This window comes from Pseudomonas sp. 910_23 (genome assembly GCF_052850795.1).
This window is the reverse complement of record NZ_VXCZ01000018.1, coordinates 54,264-73,305: the sequence shown is the minus strand read 5'-3', so window position 1 is coordinate 73,305 and position 19,042 is coordinate 54,264. Positions and strand designations below refer to the sequence as shown.

20 protein-coding genes, 1 tRNA gene and 1 pseudogene are annotated in these 19,042 nt (G+C 55.3%); 7 read left to right on the top strand and 15 right to left on the bottom strand.

What is annotated here, in order from left to right; all coding sequences use genetic code 11:
* Positions 1-31: 31 nt before the first annotated feature.
* From FW800_RS20650 to FW800_RS20630, 5 genes are all read right to left on the bottom strand, one after another.
* Complete coding sequence (locus tag FW800_RS20650; RefSeq protein WP_003187547.1) at positions 32-658, bottom strand: hypothetical protein; 627 nt, start codon at positions 656-658, stop codon at positions 32-34.
* Positions 659-740: 82 nt separating this feature from the next.
* Positions 741-1,313 carry a hypothetical protein gene (locus FW800_RS20645; RefSeq protein WP_223018025.1) on the bottom strand — a complete coding sequence of 191 codons (573 nt, stop codon included), beginning with the start codon at positions 1,311-1,313 and terminating at the stop codon, positions 741-743.
* An 18-nt stretch (positions 1,314-1,331) separates the two neighbouring features.
* Positions 1,332-1,559, bottom strand: coding sequence for a RebB family R body protein (locus FW800_RS20640; RefSeq protein WP_003187543.1), 228 nt, complete (start codon positions 1,557-1,559; stop codon positions 1,332-1,334).
* Between the two features lie 103 nt (positions 1,560-1,662).
* On the bottom strand, positions 1,663-2,205 hold the full coding sequence (locus FW800_RS20635) for an RNA polymerase sigma factor (RefSeq protein ID WP_446438358.1): 543 nt from the start codon (positions 2,203-2,205) through the stop codon (positions 1,663-1,665).
* Positions 2,206-2,292: 87 nt separating this feature from the next.
* Complete coding sequence (locus FW800_RS20630; protein WP_446438357.1) at positions 2,293-3,009, bottom strand: Crp/Fnr family transcriptional regulator; 717 nt, start codon at positions 3,007-3,009, stop codon at positions 2,293-2,295.
* Positions 3,010-3,204: 195 nt separating this feature from the next.
* Between FW800_RS20630 and FW800_RS20625 the strand changes: the two genes are divergently transcribed.
* The 5 genes from FW800_RS20625 (at position 3,205) to FW800_RS20605 (ending at position 8,202) form a co-directional block, all read left to right on the top strand.
* Positions 3,205-3,281 (top strand) — tRNA-Arg (locus tag FW800_RS20625).
* A gap of 492 nt (positions 3,282-3,773) precedes the next feature.
* Positions 3,774-5,609 carry a retron Ec67 family RNA-directed DNA polymerase/endonuclease gene (locus FW800_RS20620; RefSeq protein WP_446438356.1) on the top strand — a complete coding sequence of 612 codons (1,836 nt, stop codon included), beginning with the start codon at positions 3,774-3,776 and terminating at the stop codon, positions 5,607-5,609.
* A gap of 134 nt (positions 5,610-5,743) precedes the next feature.
* Complete coding sequence (locus tag FW800_RS20615; RefSeq protein WP_446438355.1) at positions 5,744-6,502, top strand: hypothetical protein; 759 nt, start codon at positions 5,744-5,746, stop codon at positions 6,500-6,502.
* A 425-nt stretch (positions 6,503-6,927) separates the two neighbouring features.
* Positions 6,928-7,221 carry a DUF3077 domain-containing protein gene (locus tag FW800_RS20610; RefSeq protein ID WP_446438354.1) on the top strand — a complete coding sequence of 98 codons (294 nt, stop codon included), beginning with the start codon at positions 6,928-6,930 and terminating at the stop codon, positions 7,219-7,221.
* Positions 7,222-7,449: 228 nt separating this feature from the next.
* The gene (locus FW800_RS20605) at positions 7,450-8,202 is read left to right on the top strand and encodes a hypothetical protein (protein ID WP_446438353.1); all 753 of its coding nucleotides are present in this window, start codon (positions 7,450-7,452) and stop codon (positions 8,200-8,202) included.
* A 177-nt stretch (positions 8,203-8,379) separates the two neighbouring features.
* Here the strand turns inward: FW800_RS20605 and FW800_RS20600 are convergent, their stop codons facing one another.
* The 3 genes from FW800_RS20600 to FW800_RS20590 all read right to left on the bottom strand — a co-directional run bounded on the left by FW800_RS20600 (position 8,380) and on the right by FW800_RS20590 (position 11,333).
* Positions 8,380-8,982 (bottom strand): hypothetical protein, encoded by a 603-nt coding sequence (locus tag FW800_RS20600; RefSeq protein ID WP_446438352.1) that lies wholly within the window; start codon positions 8,980-8,982, stop codon positions 8,380-8,382.
* The gene (locus tag FW800_RS20595; protein WP_194439724.1) at positions 8,979-9,551 is read right to left on the bottom strand and encodes an RNA polymerase sigma factor; all 573 of its coding nucleotides are present in this window, start codon (positions 9,549-9,551) and stop codon (positions 8,979-8,981) included. Before FW800_RS20595 ends, FW800_RS20600 begins: the two co-directional genes overlap by 4 nt.
* Before the next feature lie 153 nt (positions 9,552-9,704).
* Positions 9,705-11,333, bottom strand: a complete 1,629-nt coding sequence (locus FW800_RS20590; RefSeq protein ID WP_446438351.1) for a vWA domain-containing protein — start codon at positions 11,331-11,333, stop codon at positions 9,705-9,707.
* Positions 11,334-11,557: 224 nt separating this feature from the next.
* On the opposite strand from FW800_RS20590, the gene FW800_RS20585 reads away from it, so the two are divergent.
* Positions 11,558-13,777, top strand: a complete 2,220-nt coding sequence (locus tag FW800_RS20585) for a M10 family metallopeptidase C-terminal domain-containing protein (protein ID WP_446438350.1) — start codon at positions 11,558-11,560, stop codon at positions 13,775-13,777.
* Between the two features lie 6 nt (positions 13,778-13,783).
* Here the strand turns inward: FW800_RS20585 and FW800_RS20580 are convergent, their stop codons facing one another.
* The 4 genes from FW800_RS20580 to FW800_RS20565 form a co-directional block, all read right to left on the bottom strand.
* Positions 13,784-14,434 carry a DUF799 domain-containing protein gene (locus tag FW800_RS20580; protein ID WP_043049149.1) on the bottom strand — a complete coding sequence of 217 codons (651 nt, stop codon included), beginning with the start codon at positions 14,432-14,434 and terminating at the stop codon, positions 13,784-13,786.
* Positions 14,431-14,793, bottom strand: a complete 363-nt coding sequence (locus FW800_RS20575) for a DUF4810 domain-containing protein (RefSeq protein ID WP_005783622.1) — start codon at positions 14,791-14,793, stop codon at positions 14,431-14,433. Before FW800_RS20575 ends, FW800_RS20580 begins: the two co-directional genes overlap by 4 nt.
* A 29-nt stretch (positions 14,794-14,822) precedes the next feature.
* The gene (locus FW800_RS20570; RefSeq protein ID WP_005783620.1) at positions 14,823-15,503 is read right to left on the bottom strand and encodes a CsgG/HfaB family protein; all 681 of its coding nucleotides are present in this window, start codon (positions 15,501-15,503) and stop codon (positions 14,823-14,825) included.
* Positions 15,504-15,991: 488 nt separating this feature from the next.
* Positions 15,992-16,684 (bottom strand): hypothetical protein, encoded by a 693-nt coding sequence (locus FW800_RS20565; protein WP_446438349.1) that lies wholly within the window; start codon positions 16,682-16,684, stop codon positions 15,992-15,994.
* A 256-nt stretch (positions 16,685-16,940) separates the two neighbouring features.
* Between FW800_RS20565 and FW800_RS20560 the strand changes: the two genes are divergently transcribed.
* Positions 16,941-17,198, top strand: coding sequence for a hypothetical protein (locus FW800_RS20560; RefSeq protein ID WP_005783616.1), 258 nt, complete (start codon positions 16,941-16,943; stop codon positions 17,196-17,198).
* Between the two features lie 337 nt (positions 17,199-17,535).
* Here the strand turns inward: FW800_RS20560 and FW800_RS20555 are convergent, their stop codons facing one another.
* The 3 genes and pseudogenes from FW800_RS20555 to FW800_RS20545 all read right to left on the bottom strand — a co-directional run.
* A complete protein-coding gene (locus FW800_RS20555) occupies positions 17,536-17,892 on the bottom strand; it encodes a hypothetical protein (RefSeq protein ID WP_446438348.1) in 357 nt (118 codons plus the stop codon).
* Between the two features lie 76 nt (positions 17,893-17,968).
* On the bottom strand, positions 17,969-18,274 hold the full coding sequence (locus tag FW800_RS20550) for a hypothetical protein (RefSeq protein WP_148854222.1): 306 nt from the start codon (positions 18,272-18,274) through the stop codon (positions 17,969-17,971).
* A gap of 311 nt (positions 18,275-18,585) precedes the next feature.
* Positions 18,586-18,822: pseudogene (locus tag FW800_RS20545) on the bottom strand (IS4 family transposase); the annotation flags it as partial.
* Positions 18,823-19,042 lie beyond the last annotated feature (220 nt).

Here is a 19,042-nt window from a genome sequence, read left to right as displayed (position 1 = left end):
CTGCGGCACTGGCTGGACGGCAACAGCGCCGCTAAAGCCGCACCTCAACGTTGTCCTGCCAGAACCCTGCAAAGTAAAAGTGCGGCGAGGAATCACAGAAGGTCGCCAACTCCGCAGGCGTTATGGCGCTAGGCTGGTTGGGGAAAATGGCAGGCGGAGGCGGCAGCAGATTGGCCTCGTTGTAGAGGTTGCCGACTTCATAGCAGTTGGCCGCGAACTGCGAACAAAAGGACCCGCTGCCGATGTCGATGGACTCGTTGATCCGCGTCACCAGGCTGGTATCGGAAGTCCAGCGCCGAAAGGCTGAGATCATCGCGTTCCACACGCTATAGCGGCCCCGGATATCACCGCCGATCTTGTCGAAATAGAACTGCTTGGCAGCTACCGTCGCCGCCTCGCCCAGTTCGGTATCCACGCAGGAAAACACCATCGCCGAGCGCGGCGGTTTTTCCAGGCTCAGGTCGGTCAGGGCCAGGCCACTGCCGACACTTTCGATCACCATCGTGTCGCTTACCGCAATCGCCGGATGCACCACATTCAGGTAGGTCGTGTCCTGCGAGAACACCTTGGCCTTGACCAGTTGACCGGCTTTGATAAACGCCCGCGTAGCGCTGTCGTCATCTTGTTTGACAGAAAAAATAATATCTCCAGGCTGCATGATGTCGCTCCTCACTCAAGAAAAGTTGCTTTCAAGTTGCTGTTGCACCGCTCCAGCCGAACGCTGGAGCGCTGTGCTGGGTTCAGGCCGCTGGCGCGGCCCGGTTGGCCAGGGTGCTCGCGTACTTGGCGATGCTCTGGTCGATCTTGTCGATGGCCACGCTGGCGGCTTCGGCTTCCATGGCTCCGGCGGCGGCGGCCACGGCGGCAGCGGCGCCCACCAGCAGGTCGGTGGCCAAGGCGCCCAAGGCGTCTTCGGCAGCGCCTGGCAGGTTGTCGTTGACGATGTTCTCGGTCATTTGCTGGAGCAGCACGGCCTGGGCCGCCAACGCGATCTTGCTGACCCCGTCGAAGTACCCCGCCGCCGCCTGCGCCACCAGCCCGGCCGCCTGGCTGATCATCATGTCGGCCGGCACCGCGATCTGCGCCGGGGCATAGGCAAAGTTCTGCGCGTTGGTGAACTGCACCGCCTGCACGATCTGGCTATTGAGCGCCGCCGTGCTGTCGGGCGACGGCGTGCTCACTTGGTTGAGCAGGTGCTCGTTCATGCGCGCCATGATCGAGCGCGAGGCCGGTGCAGCGGGCGCTGGCGCAGGTGGATCGGCGGCGGGCGTTGCTTGGGAGGCGGCGGGTTTCTTTCTGCTGAACCACGACATAATCAATCTCCCGAGGCCTCAGCCCTTCTCGCCAATCTGCATGATCAGCGCCACGGCCTTGGAGATCACCGCGTTGGAAATCTGATTCATCGCCTGCTGGCTGTTGACCGCGTTCTGCAACGACAGGCCCGCCGCGCTGCTGGCCACCTGGTACAGCGACGCGATGGCCTGGGCCGGCGCCTCGGCCACCACCTTGACGTTGGTTTGAGTGACCGCGTCGGTGATCTGGCTGTTGACCTCTGTCATACATCTCTCCTTGATGGCATTCACCCAGGTTTGGGTGTGGATAGCGGCGGCGTGCTGCGCTCATATCACTAGAACGCCCCACGCCAACGTCTGTGAATCACCTTCAGCGCAAAGCACTGCGCAGCAGTTGCACACGCTTGCGCACCAGCGGTAGCTTCACGTGCAGCGCGGCAGCGATTTGCGGGTAAGGCAGGTCGTCGACAAAACGCATCTCGAACAAACGCTGCTGCAACAGCGGTAACCGTGCGACGTGCGCCTCGATCTGCTCCAGGCGCTCATAACATTCCACCCGCTCCAGCACCGAAGCGCAGGGCGCGGCGAGCGCGGCCAAGTGATCGTGTTCAAGATCCACCGAATCATCGAACAGCCGCCCCTCGCGCTTGCTGCGCCGCAAGCTGTCGAGAAACACATGATCGAGCACCAGAAACAGAAACCCCTCAGGGTCACGAATGCGCTCCGGCGAACGCCGAAAAAACAACAGGGCCTTGATCGCCGTGGCCGACAGCCACTCCTGGCCCTGATCCAGATTGCCCTTGGCCCGCCGCAACGCCCGGCGCTTTAGCTCGCCCTGCACAGCGCGCCAACTCGCTTCGAACAAACGGTCATCGGCGGCCCATTGATCCTTGAACTCAACAGTCATCCCCATCGCCAGCACTCCTGTGCATCCTTGATGAAGGGCCAGTCTGCGAGGGCTCGACGGGGGTACGCTGTTACCTGGGGAACACTGCGGCAACTAATTCAGCGCAAAAGCCTTGCGCCGCAACTGCTCAACATCGTTGATCACCATGCGCTCCAGATTGCCGCTGATCACGCCATTGCGACGCCACACTTGCAGCTGCACATTAAGCTTGGGGCGACTGGTATTCAGCATCGACGCCAACACCCCCTGGCTGGCGGGCAGCGACACACTGGGCAAGGCCAGCGCCAGGTCGATCTCGCCCAGATTGGCCAACAAAAACCGCGCCAACCGCGACTCCAGCCGATGCAGGCACACCAACTCCAGCAACTCGATGGCGTGCAGCAAACGCAGCATCATCAACATCAACAAACGCCGCAGAAACGCCGGTTCCTCAAACAGCACACCAAAATGCCGGCTACCCAACTGCAACAAGCGCGTAGGGCCACTGGCAAAGGTGGAAGACTCGCGCCCATGATCCTTGATCAACGCCGTCTCCCCCACCACCTGCCCGGCCCCAGTGCTGCCGATGATCTGCTCTCGACCATCCGGCCCATGCACCACCGAATAAATCCGGCCCTCCACCACCAGTGCAATGAATTCGAGGGTGTCGTCCTTGAAATACAACAGCTCACGATCATCCAGCGTGCGCTCCACCATATGGGTGGCAACGTAGCGCAAGAGGTGCTCCGGCATACCTCGAAACAAATCGGAGCGAGCCAGCAGGGTTTGTCTGAGCGGGAGATCGAGCATCACGGTTCCTTTGGAATGCATGCGTTCACCTGGGGAATTGCGGCGTGGAAGCGGTGTAAAGCCACAAGAGCAAAGCAAACAAAGGGACGTGCGGCGCGGGGAGTTGTGAATGAGGGTGGCGATTAGCCATTTTTTGTCGGAAATGGACGACAGGGGGCGGGGGAAATGCCGGAATGGACGCATCAGGTCGACATGGGTATGATGTCGCCCGCACAAGCATCCGTAGCTCAGCTGGATAGAGTACTGCCCTCCGAAGGCAGGGGTCGTGGGTTCGAATCCCGCCGGGTGCACCAGATGTGGAATGGAAGAGCCTCAGGTCGGGAGATCTGGGGCTTTTTTGTTTTTTGGGGTTGGGGGGGGAGTTGAGCGGGGTTTCGGTTTGAGCTGTCCGGGATTTCCGTCCCCTTTTTCTCCGGAAGCGATCCGGCCCTTTTCTCCACACACTTTGCAATTCACGCGCGCAAGCCCTCTCATTCGATATCGATCAAACAAAATTTCATCACTCCTAGCGGTGATACCTCACTGCGTCAGCACAAATTATTGAAACCTCGGTAACACGATACTTGGCTCAGGGAGCGAAGCTCATTGATTTCTCACTTGCAGACATGATGCCACTTTGCTAGCTTTCGCGTCGGCTTATGGGCAGATTTTTGGATCGCGGATCGCGATCAGTGAAAACAATGTCCGAATGGGCTGCCCTCTGAGACTTGTCGCTACTTGACGGTCCCTCCAGTTTGCATAGGAGTGCCCATAAGCCTCTCTTTTTCCTTAGCATAGTTCATACCATGAGAAAAATTGACGCTCTCCGAGCTGTACGATCAAAGCCAGAACTTGCGTCAATTTTAGGCGTAAAGGCCTCGACGCTTACATATGTACTGTATGTTCTTAAAACTGACACTCAATATTCCAGCTTTACGATACCCAAAAAAAGCGGGGGAACTCGTACAATCAATGCCCCGCATGAACGGCTTAAAATAATACAAACAGCCCTCTCAAAGCTCTTGTTAGACTGTATTGACGAAATCAACAAATCAAAACCTGCAACAGCGGCAAAAACAAAATTTGTAATTACGAAAAAAGATAGAAGCCCAGACCACAAGAAAATAAAATTCCTTGAAGATACATTTACGCCCACACTCTCACATGGCTTTGTACGGAAGCGCTCAATAATTACCAACGCCATGATGCACTTAAATAGAAAAAATGTTCTGAACGTAGATCTGAAGGACTTTTTCGATTGTTTCAACTTTGGCCGCGTAAGAGGCTTTTTCATTTCAAATAACCATTTCCGCCTCAATCCAGACGTAGCAACGGTAATTGCACAAATCGCTTGTCACGATAACAAACTTCCACAAGGAAGCCCATGTTCGCCAGTGATTACAAACTTAATCACTCACATATTAGATATTAGATTATCTGCTTTAGCCAAAACCCTTTCATGCACATACACTAGGTACGCGGACGACATCACTTTTTCCACAAGGGAAAAGCTCTTTCCTGAACAAATCATGAAAGAAACTGAGGGCGTTTATAGTGTTGGACATCTGCTCAGCTCAGAAATCCAAAGAGCCGGCTTTAAACTAAACCTGAAAAAAACACGAATCCAACATAAAGACTCTCGTCAAGATGTTACCGGACTGATCGTAAATAAAAAGCCAAACGTAAAATATGAGTACTGGCGAACTGTAAAATCGCAATGTCATCTACTTTTTAAGAGCGGATCCTTTGTAGAAATAATAGACGGCAAACTAGAGAATGGAAACATCAATCAGCTAGCAGGCCGACTAAATTTTATCGACCACGTCGACTTTTACAATCGACTGCGTCAAAAACCACCATTGAATCCCGAATACGCACTTAGCGAACATGGCAAGAACACACGAAAATTGCTGAGCGGCAGAGAAAGAACATTTAGTCGCTTCCTTTACTTTCAACATTTCTACGGCAATGATAAAGCCACTATCATATGCGAAGGAAAGACGGACAATATCTATTTGAAATCTGCAATTAGCCGGCTTGCAGCGTCTTACCCACAACTAGCCAAAGCCCAGTCTGCAACGTCTCCATATCAATTACTTATTTCGTTATTTCGCTACACAGCGCGCACTCGCTTCCTACTAGAACTATATGGAGGGACGTCATACCTAAAAGACTTCATTATAAAGTTTGCAGAAAATCATAAATTTTACAACGCCCCCAAACCTGCTCACCCTGTAATAATAGTACTAGACAACGACGGCGGCTTTGATGAAATCAATAAGATTCTAACCAATAAAAAGGTCCCTGCCACCCCACATCCCAAACCGCCAAGCAAAGACAATTATAGAAGCGCAGACTTTATATATTTAATTGAAAATCTTTACATAGTTCTAACCCCACTTCCAACCACAGGAAAACACTCAGCAATTGAGGATTTATTTACTCAAGCCACAAGAGACGAACCCTTTGAAGGAAAAACATTCAGCTCTGATAAAGACTTCGACAAGTCAAAACATTTTGGTAAAGAAATTTTCTCAAAGAAAATCGTTCTACAAAAAAAAGGCTCCATTGAATTCTCCGGTTTTAAGATTTTACTTGATCGAATTACGCAATGCATAAACCATTACAACTCAATAAAGTAGAATCCCACCCTGCACATTAAGCACATCACAGAAGCAGCAGAGTCACCGTTTACTTTTCAGTCAAAAAGTGACTTAACGATATAAACAAAGGAAGCAGCGCCTTAAAATCAAGCACTGCAAATAAAGGACTAAAAGTGAATAGCATAAACCATACAGCACCTGACGTTATTGATGTCTTCTCGCCGCCCTTCGAAAGATGGGCAACACGTGAGCGCACACAGGAGGAACAGATTGCCCATTTAACGCAGCACGGCCACTTCGGCGGACCAATTAAAGAAAAGTTATTGAAAACAATTACCTCTGCATACCAGGCGGCTGAACATATGGCGGAGCATTTAACAGACAACCGTTTAGAGGATTTTATTGACAATGCGCTTTCAGAGAGCGCCGCAATGAAACATTTGCGAAGTCTGATGCCAAAATCAACGCCTCCAGCTTTGAACGACTACAAGTCTAGCTATCCAAGCTACAATATTGATGATGTTGAATTAGAAATTTCATTGCATGGAATTTTCCTAGCCGATGGCCAAACTCTCATTCACGGAGGATGTTGGCCAACAGAGCATGACCAGTTCACTACCGACCGCCCGCTTTCTACCACTTTCTGTCCTCAAATAGCGCGACGCAGTGCCGAATGGAGGGGCAAAGTTTATGATGCGGGCCGTATGGACTTCATAGTTCTACGCGCTGCATCCCCCTCAACGAAAGCATATATCTATGGAGCAGATGTGGCTCATGCCCATGAAAAGGAAGTATTATTTGCAAGCGGAGCTAAGTTAAAGTTAATCAGCAGGACTTATATTTGCGATACTCATGCGTATAAGGTTGACACTAACTGCAGGGAGTATAAAAAACTAGTCCAAGCCTATGTAGTTGAAGCAGACATCAGCTAAACATACGTTTCGCAGCATTGTTCGATATCAAATACTGACCTCTATTTAAGACCAAGTATCAGGCTAAACCTGTGCGACAGATTACGTGTTGCAGCCTAGAGAACATCGCGTTAACCTCCCCCCGTCGCTGCCCATCAGCGACCGGGCCTGGAAACCCGTCACCGAGACGCACGTAGCGTCGTCAAACAATCAGCAGACGCTTTTTTTTATGTCTGTGTTTGTGCTTTATGGCGGCCGTGTGCGGGAGACATTCGTGTCTGCCGAGTAGTCTCTGTCTCGGTTTCCAGCCTGCGCACGGCTGCCACCCATCGCCTGGAAACGATGTGTGGCCGTCTCAGTTGGTCATCAGAGAGGTTTCACACCATGCTTGATTACCGTAGTGCCGTCCGTACCAATACCGCCCCCATGTACGTGGGAGGTCAGCAATGAGTACCCCACCCGCAGACGCCAAAACCATTGGCGCTCAGACCTTCGCAGATTGTGGCGAGGAAAAAAGCCATCTGAAATTGTTTCGAGTCAATCCCGGGGTTCCTATTCTGGAAGCCCTTGAACACGCAGCGCACGTTCTCTATTACGCAAAAATGCTCTCGCTTGAAGCCGCCATGGACCCCAAGGCGGAGAAGTTCGCGTTTGCCTCGCACTACCTGTGTGAAATGGGTAAAGCAATCGTCGATGACCTGCTCCTAGCCATGCAGCCTGGTGGGCCGCACCCGCAGTAAGTAGTTCGCGCCCGGTGCGGTGCATCGGGCGCCTGAAACACTGAGGGTAAATAAACCCACTCCATGCGTCCGTCGATACGTTCTCGTCCCCATACGTCGGTCCCGCTCTTACAGAGATCGATCCCCCTGCGGTTAGAATGCTCCAAGGCCCCTAGCGACATGTCAGACCTACCCTCGCACCAGATTCGGGGGTATTTTCTCCGGTCACCCACTGGAGTAGGAAACACCATGTTCTGGCGCAGAGACAAACCGCTAAGGGTAGAGCTGCTTACACCCATCCACGTCACTGCTTCCTCAGCCCCTGCACATCACAAGACGTTAGATGACCCAGCTGCCAAGGAGGCGAAAACCAATACAGACCTAGCTTTCAAATTGATTACATTTGGAGCGCTAGCATCGCAGGCCGCGCTGGTGATCTACGGGTACTCGCTCCTATCCGGCAGATTTCAGCAGTTCGGTATTGACCAGAACGAGCTATCACTGAGCACACCTACACTGCTTCTGCATGGGTACACCAGTCTATTCTCTGGTGCATTGGACGCTGCGGAACAATGGCCCATCGTAGGACCCGGCCTTCTGGCTTTCGCATTTGTGGCGATTGCTGCGCTCTTTGTTGCGGTTATAACGAGGAAGCCCAAGGCCAACGTAGTGATTGGACTTGCAGCATGGATAGGGATTGCCATGTTTATGGCGTTCTTCGCTCCTGGCGCAGGAGTTCAACAAGGTAGGGGGGCTGGGCTTACAGATTTTAAAAGGTATACCCAATTAGAAACTGCCGGGGACCTCGAAGCGGTGGATACCGTGGTAACCGACAAGGGCGAACGCCTGGTAGGCCATTTGATCCTGGCGGACAGTAAAAGTACGTTTCTACTCGTGGGCAGAACCCTATTTAAGCTTGATGGTACGACTGGCCGCGTAATCCGTGAGACGGAGCTGAAACAACGTCCTCCCGAGATAGAAAAGCACCCACCACAGGCGTAAATCCAAGCGCAGCAGAAAGGGCCATGTATGCCCACGTGTATGCCTAACCGGCACAACCCCTGCGAGATCCAGTAAATACGGCATCCTTACCGCCCAGTTCAAACGACGCCGGGGCACCAGATATGAAATGGAAAAGCCCCAGGTCGTGAGACCCAGGGCTTTTTTGTGCGTGCTGATTCAGCGCTTCTGCAACACCTCCAACCGCGCCGGCAGATCCTCCTTCGGAAAGCGCTTATGCAGCGCCAACAGCTTTTCATCAGCCGCCTTGCTCTCCCCTGCCTCACGCAGCTTCACGATGGCCTGCAACTCCTGCTCCAAAGATGGCAATGCATTCGGCGCCGCCTTGCTGAGTCTTTCCGCTGGCGGGGCCGCCATTACGTCAGCGATTTCAGCCTGGGCTGGAGCACTTTCAACCCGTGGCGCCATCGCCATGCGGGCCATTGGCGCGGGTGCGGAGAAAGCTTGCGGCGCTGGCTGAGCCGCTTCTTCGTGGCGCAGCGCAGAGAATGTCGCCGTAGAGATTTCGGATTGCGGCACGGGGGAGCGCATGACCACGCCGATCATCAGCGCTAACCCGGCGACGGTGGCGAATGCCATTTGCCAGCGCGGGCGTTGGCAGGCTTGCAGCCAGCGTTGCCACAAGCTGGGTTGCGGCTGCGGGGCTTCGCGGCGGGCGGCGTTGAGGATGAAGGCGTCGAGGGACGCGGGCGGTTCGCCCGTGCTGTGTTGACGGTAGTGCTGGAGCAGCGCGTCGTCTGGGGTGTGTCGGGAGTCAGTCATACAGGTACCTCCTCGGCCAGCAGGCGCCGCAATTTTTGTAGGGCGTAGCGCAAGCGGCTTTTTACGGTTTCCAGCGGGGCGCCGGTGAGGGTGGCGATTTGCGGCACTTCGAGGTCGCCATGCAGGCGTAACAAAAACACCTCGCGCTGGTCTTCGGGCAGTTCTTGCAGGGCGGCGTCGAGGCGCGCCTGGTCGCGGCTCAGGCTCAGTTGTTGCTCGGGGCCGGCGCTGTCGTCGGGTTGGGCGTGCAGCTGTTCGTCGTAGCTGTCGTGCAGGGGGTTGTGGATGCCGTGCCTGCGCCAGTGGTCGATCAGGCGGTTGCGGGCGATCTGGAACAGCCAGGTACGAAAACTCGCCCGGCCTTGTGGCTGGGTGGTGCTGCGGATCAGGCTGAGCCAGGTGTCCTGGTAGATTTCCTCGGCCAGTTCGGCTTTGTTGCACAGGGACACGAGGAAGCGGTACAGGCCCTGACGGTGGCGCGTGTAGAGGGCTTCAAACGCGCCAGCGTCGCCGGTTCGGTAGCGGGCCAGCAGCGATTCGTCGCTGGGTGGATCGTCTGGGACGGCCATGTAATGGGCGAACTCCTTTTTGTCAGCCGAAGCAGGATTACTGTGGGAGGGGGCTTGCTCCCGATAGCAGTGGGTCATACAGCACATCGGATACTGACACACCGCCATCGGGAGCAAGCCCCCTCCCACATTTGATCTCGGTTGTGAGCGAGATCAGGGTTTGAGGCTTTGGGCCAATTCGACCAGTTGCACGAATTCGTCGCGCAGCCCGAACGGGTCATCGCCGCGGGCCGAGCGGGCAAGTTTGGCGGTGTCTTGCAAACTCATGTTGCCAGTGTAGCGGCCATCACCCTTGAGCTGTTGGGCGAACGCGGCAACGGCAGAGGAGAAGCGCAGGTCGTCGCTGGCCGGGGTGGCCTGGTTGGCGATAGGGCGCTCGATCAATTGGCTGTTGCCGCCCGCAGCGGGCTTGTAGCGCACCCGTAGCATCGCCAGCTCGGCGGATTTGCTTTCGGCCGTCGGTGCATTGGCATATCGCAACGGCTCCAACCAACCCTTCTCGCCCTTGGGCACGATTTCGTACAGCGCGGTCACTGTATGGCCTGCGCCGATTTCGCCGGCATCGACTTTGTCGTTATTGAAATCCTCACGCTTCAAGGCGCGGTTTTCATAGCCAAGCAGTCGGTATTCGCTGACCTGGGCGGGGTTGAATTCCATCTGCAATTTCACATCCCGTGCGATCACGGCCAGGGTCGAGCTGAGTTGCTCCACCAGCACCTTGCGCGCTTCACGCAGGTTGTCGATGTAGGCGTAATTACCGTCGCCCGCGTCGGCCAGTTGTTCCATCAGGTGTTCGTTGTAGTTATCCACACCGAAGCCGAGGGTGGTCAGGGACACGCCGCTTTTGCGCTGGGTCACCGCCATTTGCTTGAGGCTGTCGAAGTCGCTGATGCCCACGTTGAAGTCACCGTCGGTGGCCAGCAGGATGCGGTTGATACCCTTGTCGATAAAGCCTTCGCGGGCCATCTGGTAGGCCAGTTCGATGCCGGACGCGCCTGCGGTGGAGCCACCGGCGGTGAGTTGGTCGATGGCGTTGCGGATCTTGGCTTTTTCAGCGCCCGAGGTGGGCTTGAGCACCACGCGGGATTCACCGGCGTACACCACCAGTGACACGCGGTCCTGATCGCGCAGTTGGTCCACCAGTAATTTCAGCGTGCTTTTGACCAACGGTAAGCCTTCGCGGCGGTCCATGGAGCCGGACACGTCCACCAGGAAGACCAGGTTGGCGGGCGCCAATTCTGCCACGGCTTTATCGGAGGCCTTGATACCGATGCGCAGCAGTTTTGTACGCGGGTTCCAGGGCGTGGCGGCCAGCTCGGTAGTCACGCCAAATGGGGAGCCATCAGTGGGCAATGCATAGTTGTACGGGAAGTAGTTGACCATTTCCTCCAGTCGTACCGCACCTTCGGGTGGCAGGCGACCTTGGTTGAGGAAGCGTCTTACGTTGGCGTAGCTGCCGGTATCGACGTCGATGCTGAAGGTGGAGACCGGGGTTTCGGCGACGCGATGCACCGGGTTATCCGGCAGGTTGGCGTATTGCTCGCGGGGTTCGCTGCGGTAATCCATCGTCGCCATTTCTCGCACCGCCATAGGTGCCGGCATCGCCATACGCTTGATCACTGCATTCTGGATCGGCGCGCTGTGAAGTTCGGCGAGAGGCGCCGGTTCAATCGGTTTGGCGACTTCGGGGGACGATGACAGCCCACACCCAGCCAGCGCCACCAGCAGGGTGACGGCAAAGCCTTGGGCAGCAGGACGCAGCAAGAGCACAGAGCGGGACATGGGCTGAACCTCGTGAATGAATGATCCGTTCAACAGCTCAGACGTAACGCAGCACCGATCCGGGTTAACCACGGTTATTTCTTCGCCCAATTGCTGCGTCACACTTCGAGACACAAGCAACTGAACCTGCCATTACCACCAACCACATATCGAGAGTTCGCCTCCCTGTCAGAACAGCCTGTTTCTTGACGTCTTTGGAGCCTTTTTACATCAGAGAAATCGCGATGAACTCCGTAAAAAATAACCTAACACACCGCTATGAGCCGCCCTCATTCGCCGAACGCCCGAGCTATGCCGGGGCCGCTTCAGACAAGCTGTCCTACGCCACCGAGCAAGCGGCAGAGCAAATCACTCGAACGGGCTATCGTTGGAAAGTGCAGAACCCAGACGGCACCACACCTATCGGCTATCGTTTTTTCACACCTTCACAAGCCACCTACAGCACACCCACCGGCGCTAACGAGTTCTCCCCGTCTCAAAAAGAGCAGGCCAGGCGCGCCATGCAGTCTTGGGCGGATGTCGCCAATATCTCTTTCACTGAGAATGCACCCGAGGCCAAAGGGCAACTGTTACTGGGCAATGACCCGAACCAGACCGGCCAGTCGGGCCATGCGTCTTATCCAGGCATCTACAGCGATGGCACCCAGGCCTGGTTCGCGTCAGACGGCATGAATCGACCCTTCACTCACGGTAGTTTCAGCCGGTACCTGCTGGCCCATGAGATCGGCCACACCCTGGGCCTCATGCATCCCGGCAAATACAACAATGGCGGCAGCTACGCTGAAAACGCCCGCTACGCCGAGGACAACCGCGCCTACAGCCTGATGAGTTACTGGTGGGCAGGTCATCTGGGCCATGATCACAACAAAAACCGCCAAACCCACTATGCCGGCGCGCCGCTGATGGACGACATCACCGCCATCCAAAAGCTCTACGGTGCCAATTACAAAACCCGCGACACCGACACGGTCTACGGCTTCAACTCCAATACCGGGCGTGACTTTCTCAGCCTCAACTCAGCGGACGACGCACCCGTGTTCAGCGTGTGGGATGGGGGCGGCAACGACACCCTGGATTTCTCGCGATTTCATCAGGACCAGACCATCAACCTGAAGGCTGAACACTTCTCCGATGTCGGCGGCATGAAAGGCAACGTCTCCATTGCCAAAGGGGTGACGCTGGAAAACGCCATTGGCGGCACGGGTGCTGATCGACTCATCGGCAACCACGCCGATAACCGCCTGACCGGTGGCCTGGGCCAAGACACCCTTACCGGTGGACAGGGCAGCGATACCTTTGTGTATAACAACGCCAGCGAGTCGACCGCGCAACGCCCCGACCTGATCACCGATTTCACCAGCGGGCAGGACAAGATCGATGTGGCTGCCGCGCTGCAGGCCGCGGGTATCAAGGACCTGCAGTTTGTGCGCCGCTTCAGCGGCCGGCCGGGCGAGGCGTTGCTTGGTTATGAGCCGAACACGCGCCAGCACAGCCTGGCGATTGACCTGGATGGCTCGGGCCAAGCCGACCTGTATATCAAGAGCCAAGGGCCAATCAAGCCAAACGACGTGATCAGCCGAGCTTCCCAGCCGAACCGTGTGCCAACCCCACCCGCCCGAGTTACGCCGCAACCGCCAACAACTCCGCAACCGCCGACGCCAGCGCAGACAGCACCGTACAAGCCCCACCCCACGCCAACAGCCGCGCCACAACAAGCGCCGTTCTCCTTGCAGAACTACGCCAACGCATCCCTTAAGGGCACGCCGATGCATACCGCGGCCAGGGCCGTGGGCAGTATCCGCGAAGTGACGGTCACACGGGACTCATGGGGCTATGAACGGGTGCATACCCGTTCGTTGGGTACCGGCTCGCTGATCAACGATGGCAACAGCGTACTGACCAACCAACATGTGCGCGACGCGCTGGCCAAAGGCAGCAAGCTCGAACTGTGGCTGGGGTATGAACAAGACAGCACCGGCCGAATGAAGGTAGAGCGCAAAGTGCCGCTGGACCCCAAGCCGCTCAGTGGCGATGCACGGTTGGACTATGCCGAGCTGCGTGTCGACTTGCCCGCCGGCGAGAAAAAAGCCTTGGCCGAGCAGTTCCCGCCCCTGAAGCTGGCCTCCGGCCCCCAGGCATCGTTGGGGCAAAAAGTCTTTATGCCCAACCACGGGCAAGAGGCCCTCGGCATTTCATTTCTAAATACCAAGGGCCAACCCACCACACTCAAGGGATACGACCAGGACAGCCGTAATCAGGGCACGGTCTACCATGATGCCTTCAAGAAGCCCGGCACTTCCGGTTCACCGCTGATCAGCGTTGATACGGGCGAGATCGTTGCCTTGCACAACGGCTCCATCGGCACCAGTGTGAACGGGCAGCGCGACTCAATGGGCACGGCCACCCGCATCGACTTGATCCAACAGCACCGTCGTCACAGGTGACGCGGTTCAGTCCGTGCCGTACTTGGGATTACGCGGACCGTACAGAAGCCCGGTGCGTTGCCCTGCCGACAGCAGGCGCGCACTGGTGATACCGGCAATCGGATGCGCCGCATCGGTGGAGCTGTTGATCACCTGCTTGACCGCGGCCGTGATCAACATGCCCACCAGGCCGCCACCGTTGTTATTGCCCTCCTCGCTCGACGCACGCGCCGAACCGGTCCACAAGGTGGTGCCGGTGCGCAGGTCCACCAGTTTGGCCGAGGCCGTCACCGAAGTGTCGCTGGAGATCAGCATGTACTGGGTGCCGTACTCGCTGATGGTGATGTACAGCGCCGCGTCCGCACCAAAGATGTCATGCAGCTTGGCCGGTTGTACGGCCTGGATATCGTTGGCGGTGGTCAGGCCGTTCTGGCGGAAGGTTTCGTCCACCAGGGCAATCGGCAACACGTAGTAGCCGGCTTCGGCCAGTGGGTAGGTGACTTGCGACACCAGGCTGTAGGACGCCTGCACTTCCGGCGATTCATTGATAGGCGGCAATACCAGGATCGACTTGGGCCGCGCCTGTTTGTACGCCGAATAATCAACCGTCTTGGGTGCGGCGCAACCGCCGAGCAACGCCAGGGCCAGCAAGGCGCCGGTGAGTTTTAACAGGCTCATTTAGTGGCGACTCCGGCTTTGGCGTTTTTCAACAGAAAGTCCATGTACGCAGCAGACTCAGGGAACAGGGCCTTCTCGGTGCGAAACTCCTGCACCATCTGGTCATCCTTGCCCATGTTCATGTACAGCATGCCCAGGTGCGCGTGGTAACCCGGCGGCGCCTTGCGGCCACTGGCGTTGATCTTCTGCAGGTCGCGCTCCAGTGCTTCCACCTGCGCTTCCTTGGGCTCGCCCTTGAAGTACTCGTAAACCTGCGGCTGGTAGCTCTCCCATTGATACAGGGGCTGGGGCGCCGTCTGGCACCCGGCTACCGTTGCGATTGCTGCCAGCGTCAGCGCCAACTTCACTGCCTTGCTCATCCGTGTACTGCTCCTTGTGGTGTGGCTGATCAGTTACGCGGGTTCCAGGCGCCGGCGTTGATGCCGTCGACCAGGCGGTTGATCGCTTCGCGCATGGCCAGGTCCAGCACCTTGCCATTGAGGGTGGAGTCATAGCTGGCGGTGCCGCCGAAGCCGATCACTTCACGGTTGGACAGCGCGTACTCACCGGCGCCCTGGGTGGAATACACCACTTCGGAGGTGTTGATGTTGACGATATTCAACGCGACTTTGGCGTAGGCCACTTGGGTCTTGCCACGGCCGAGGATGCCGAACAGCTGGCGGTCGCCGGTTTCTTTGCGGCCGAATTCGGTCACATCGCCGGTCACCACGTAGTCAGCGCCCTTGAGCTTCTGCACGGTGCCTTTGATCTTGGCTTCCTGGGAGATCTCGCCCATGTTGTCGCGGTCCAGCACGCTGAAGCGGTTGGTCTGCTGCAAATGGGTGATGAGGATGGTCTTGGCCTGGCCGCCGAGACGGTCGACACCATCGGAGAAGATGCCGCGCATGTAGCTGGAGCGGTTGTCGAACTTGCCCACGGCAATCGGCACACGCACGCCGGAATAGGCCACGTGGGCGCTGGCGACTTGCTCCACCGGCATCGCGCGGTTGCTCTCGGTGGCGCAACCGGCCACGGTCAACAGCGCCGCGGCGGTGAGGCCCGACAGCAGGATTTTGGACAGTGTCTTCACAGGGTGCTCCTTGGGTGAGGAAATCAGCGTTGCTGGGTTTTCCAAGGAGTCAGGCAGCCTGAAAACGCGCTGGCCTGGATTCTTCCCTGAAAGACGGTGATGCAACGGCTGCGGCATTTTACGGGGTTGAGAGCGGTTCTCAAGTTGTTTCGGCCATATGACTGCCGACCGCAATACTCAAAGCAACAAAGATCCAATGTGGGAGCTGGCTTGCCTGCGAAAGCGGTAGTGCAGCAACAGATGCAGCGACTGACACACCGCCTTCGCGGGCAAGCCCAATGCCGATCAATTAAACGAACGCAATGCCCAAAGCAACGAAGATCAAATGTGGGAGCTGGCTTGCCTGCGAAAGCGGTAGTGCAGCAACAGATGCAGCGACTGACACACCGCCTTCGCGGGCAAGCCCGCTCCCACAGGGGAACTGCGCTTAACCCTGACTGGCATTAGGCCAAGCCCGCCCACCAACAGCCGCCAGCCTTCGCACAGACCTACTTGAGCTCCTTCACCAGATACTGCGCAGAAATCTGCGTAATCCCTGTCAACGCCCGGCGCAAGGCTTCAGGGTCGGTGCGATAAGTGAGCGGCGTGTAGCCATAGACATTCTGGCCATTGAACGGCGTGACCGCTTCAAAGGTGCGCCAGATCATCTCATCGCCGCGATCCATCTGCGCTAACACGTTAAGGGTCGGATAAATCACACTGCTGAAACCCTGGGTCAGGCGAAAACCCCACTCGGACACGGTCAGCTGAATCTGCGCATCGGCGGGCTCATCGTCGCCGACCACCTTGAGCGTCGAAGTCTTACCCAACTCATCGACAAAGCCCTGCTTGAGCAACACGCCTACATCGAGTTTTTCCGCCTCCATCACCGTCAGAATAGCCACCGGCGTCGGCATCTCGGCCAACTGCCCGAGCTTCATGCCCGCGGCAAACCCGGCACCGCTCAACGCTGCAGTACCCAGCTTGGACGCCCCGCTGGCCATGCCAACACCGGCGCCAACCCCGGCACCCAGGGCCGCGCCCCAGGCTTGTTCACGGCCGAAGTACACCATGTTCTTTTCCCACTTCACGGGCAGGACTTTGACGGTCTTGATCTGCGCGCGGTTTTCGGGGGTGAGAGGGTGGCTGACGCAACCGGCGAGGATGAGGGTGGCGAAGAGAATGAGGAGGAGGTTTTTCACATTGGTCCTTTAATGTTTGGGGTGAGGCTTTCAGATTTGCATAGTCGTAGTGCGTTTGTTCGTGAGCAGTATGTCGGCAATGGGTGGCAAGACGTTAGTAGCTGCGTACACGCTCCGAAGCGGCGGCATTTTGATGCCTTGCGCGGGCTTGGTGGTGCGGCTTATAGTCCGGCCGTCGCTCAAAAAGCGACCGGGTTTGGCGACCCGAAGAACGAGCCCTCAATAATCAATAGAGAGCTTAATGATGAATCGATACATCCCCCTCACCGGCCACGACTGCACCGTCCCAGCCCTGATCATCGACACCCAGGCACCTCTCGACGTCCTTCACGACGCCGCCGTGCACCGCATTCGGGCCGTCACCCAACTGCTGGAAAACCTGGCCTTCCGCGAACAACTCAGCAGCGATGCCGTAGTACTTTCAGACTTCGCCCATTTGCTGGCCATTCCGCTGCGCGATGGGTGTGATTTGCTGGATGTCATCAGTCGCAGGCTTAATGCCGATCCGTCTTGAGTGAAAATCGGGCGGCCTTTGTGTCGCCCGCTTTGTGCGTGAGCAATCCACCAAATAAACCGGTCCCCTTATCTGCTTCCTCCTAATTTAAATAAACCTGTCCCCTTTTCTGCTTAAATAAACCTGTCCCCTTTTCTGCTGTTAACTTCACTACCCACGATTACTGCTTCTGACTTAATCCCTTCCAATATTTTTGTCACGAATCAACGAAAAAAGGGGACTGTCTAGTCCTGAAATAGGTTTACACCTACTTCAGGACTAGACAGCCTTTAAACTCTAGTCTAGATAAATCTGCCCTCTTTTCTTGTCCCTTTTCTTCAGTCCCCTTTTCTTCAACTTATTCATCATCCCAAAACTGCCCCGGCGGCGCATAGTTGCCATTTTCCAAGATGCTGCACCATCCAAAAAGCCTATAAAACATTTCAAGATCCAATATTTGGTAGATATCAATATCAACTTTTTTTAACGACACCCGACCGTGTGCATAGTGAGAGTATTGCCCACCTACCCCACCTATCGCTCTTTTTTCAAGTTCTGCACGATCCCACTCCAGAACGGTTCCTGCAGCTTCTGGCAAAGGGTCCAAAAATTCAATTTCAAACTCCGTTGCAATTTTGCAAATGCAAGGAATCAGCCTTTGCTCGAGCAGGCTGTGGGTTAACAAATTCTCGGGAAACTTAATGCTTAATTTCATTTCAGAGCATCCTTTGGAACAACAACATAACCTGAAAAATTCTTTTCACACTCAAAAATTAATTTCACACTTTTACTCACGGATAAACGAAATTCGTCTTTACTTGCCCACCAACATCGTAACTCATCACAAAAGAACTCCAGTTCTCACCCCGCGATGCTGCGCTAGCCTTCAACTCCTTAATTAATCGATACAAAACAGCACCATTGAAATCAGTTTGCGGCTGCTCATTTACCACGCCATTTTTCTCAATGGAGATTTCTTCAACCATGTATCCATCGCACACCTCAGTCTCATACCTGAAGGAATCATAATCTTCAACAATTCCTGACTGAAGCAATTCAAATATACTTTTAACAATTTCTATATCTTTGGTAATCATTCTTTATGCTCCGGCATTCTGCGAGCTTCATTTTCAAATCGAACAGTTTGACGCTTTCCATCGATTATATAAGTAACATCCAACGTATCTGGGCGCAACGATCGAGGATCTTCGCGATTAAATTTTATAGTTGTCGATCCTACTACTTTATTTGGATCGTTCAAAGCGCTCTTGATTTTGTGTTCGTAAAATACCTTATACGCTGAGCTATTGAAATTCTGATCTTGTGCAAAAGGGGACAGATTTATTTAATATGCTTTTCAATTCTAATTTAAATAAATCTGTCCCCTTTCCCTAGTCCCCTTTTCCTAAAAATCATTCACGGCCTTCTGACAAGAACGGTCGGCATTCATGGCTTGAGCCAGAAACATCGACAGTGTTTCAGTCGACGGGAACAAGCGTTGACGATGCTTGGGCATCACTGACTCGGCACGCTGTAGCAGCGCCGGATCGGCGAGCAGCTTAAAGAACGTATGGGCATTGCTGTTTTTGGCGTGCTGCTGAATGCGCTGCTGTTGATGCCTGACGATTTGACGTCTACGATTCACGCGGGCTGTCCTTGTTCTAGTAGTGTGTGTTCGCAACTATCACCGTAGACCAAGGGCGGCCTTTTTTCTTTTTTTGTAATCAGATCAGCCGGTTAGCTGTTAAGTAAGTGCCATTCGGGACAGATTTATCTAATAGGCTTTTCAAGCCTAATTCAAATAAATCTGCCCGCTTTTCTTATGGGGAGAGAAAAGTAGAAACATTACTGACTAGCAATCAACG

What these genes read in the sequence shown, in the direction of transcription:
- FW800_RS20645 (WP_223018025.1), bottom strand. Translation starts at nt 1,313, where the DNA reads ATGTCGTGGTTCAGCAGAAAGAAACCCGCCGCCTCCCAAGCAACGCCC.
- FW800_RS20605 (WP_446438353.1), top strand. Translation starts at nt 7,450, where the DNA reads ATGTTCTGGCGCAGAGACAAACCGCTAAGGGTAGAGCTGCTTACACCC.
- FW800_RS20590 (WP_446438351.1), bottom strand. Translation starts at nt 11,333, where the DNA reads ATGTCCCGCTCTGTGCTCTTGCTGCGTCCTGCTGCCCAAGGCTTTGCC.
- FW800_RS20575 (WP_005783622.1), bottom strand. Translation starts at nt 14,793, where the DNA reads ATGAGCAAGGCAGTGAAGTTGGCGCTGACGCTGGCAGCAATCGCAACG.
- FW800_RS20550 (WP_148854222.1), bottom strand. Translation starts at nt 18,274, where the DNA reads ATGATTACCAAAGATATAGAAATTGTTAAAAGTATATTTGAATTGCTT.
- FW800_RS20600 (WP_446438352.1), bottom strand. Translation starts at nt 8,982, where the DNA reads ATGACTGACTCCCGACACACCCCAGACGACGCGCTGCTCCAGCACTAC.
- FW800_RS20610 (WP_446438354.1), top strand. Translation starts at nt 6,928, where the DNA reads ATGAGTACCCCACCCGCAGACGCCAAAACCATTGGCGCTCAGACCTTC.
- FW800_RS20555 (WP_446438348.1), bottom strand. Translation starts at nt 17,892, where the DNA reads ATGAAATTAAGCATTAAGTTTCCCGAGAATTTGTTAACCCACAGCCTG.
- FW800_RS20580 (WP_043049149.1), bottom strand. Translation starts at nt 14,434, where the DNA reads ATGAGCCTGTTAAAACTCACCGGCGCCTTGCTGGCCCTGGCGTTGCTC.
- FW800_RS20650 (WP_003187547.1), bottom strand. Translation starts at nt 658, where the DNA reads ATGCAGCCTGGAGATATTATTTTTTCTGTCAAACAAGATGACGACAGC.
- FW800_RS20635 (WP_446438358.1), bottom strand. Translation starts at nt 2,205, where the DNA reads ATGGGGATGACTGTTGAGTTCAAGGATCAATGGGCCGCCGATGACCGT.
- FW800_RS20630 (WP_446438357.1), bottom strand. Translation starts at nt 3,009, where the DNA reads ATGCATTCCAAAGGAACCGTGATGCTCGATCTCCCGCTCAGACAAACC.
- FW800_RS20640 (WP_003187543.1), bottom strand. Translation starts at nt 1,559, where the DNA reads ATGACAGAGGTCAACAGCCAGATCACCGACGCGGTCACTCAAACCAAC.
- FW800_RS20585 (WP_446438350.1), top strand. Translation starts at nt 11,558, where the DNA reads ATGAACTCCGTAAAAAATAACCTAACACACCGCTATGAGCCGCCCTCA.
- FW800_RS20595 (WP_194439724.1), bottom strand. Translation starts at nt 9,551, where the DNA reads ATGGCCGTCCCAGACGATCCACCCAGCGACGAATCGCTGCTGGCCCGC.
- FW800_RS20620 (WP_446438356.1), top strand. Translation starts at nt 3,774, where the DNA reads ATGAGAAAAATTGACGCTCTCCGAGCTGTACGATCAAAGCCAGAACTT.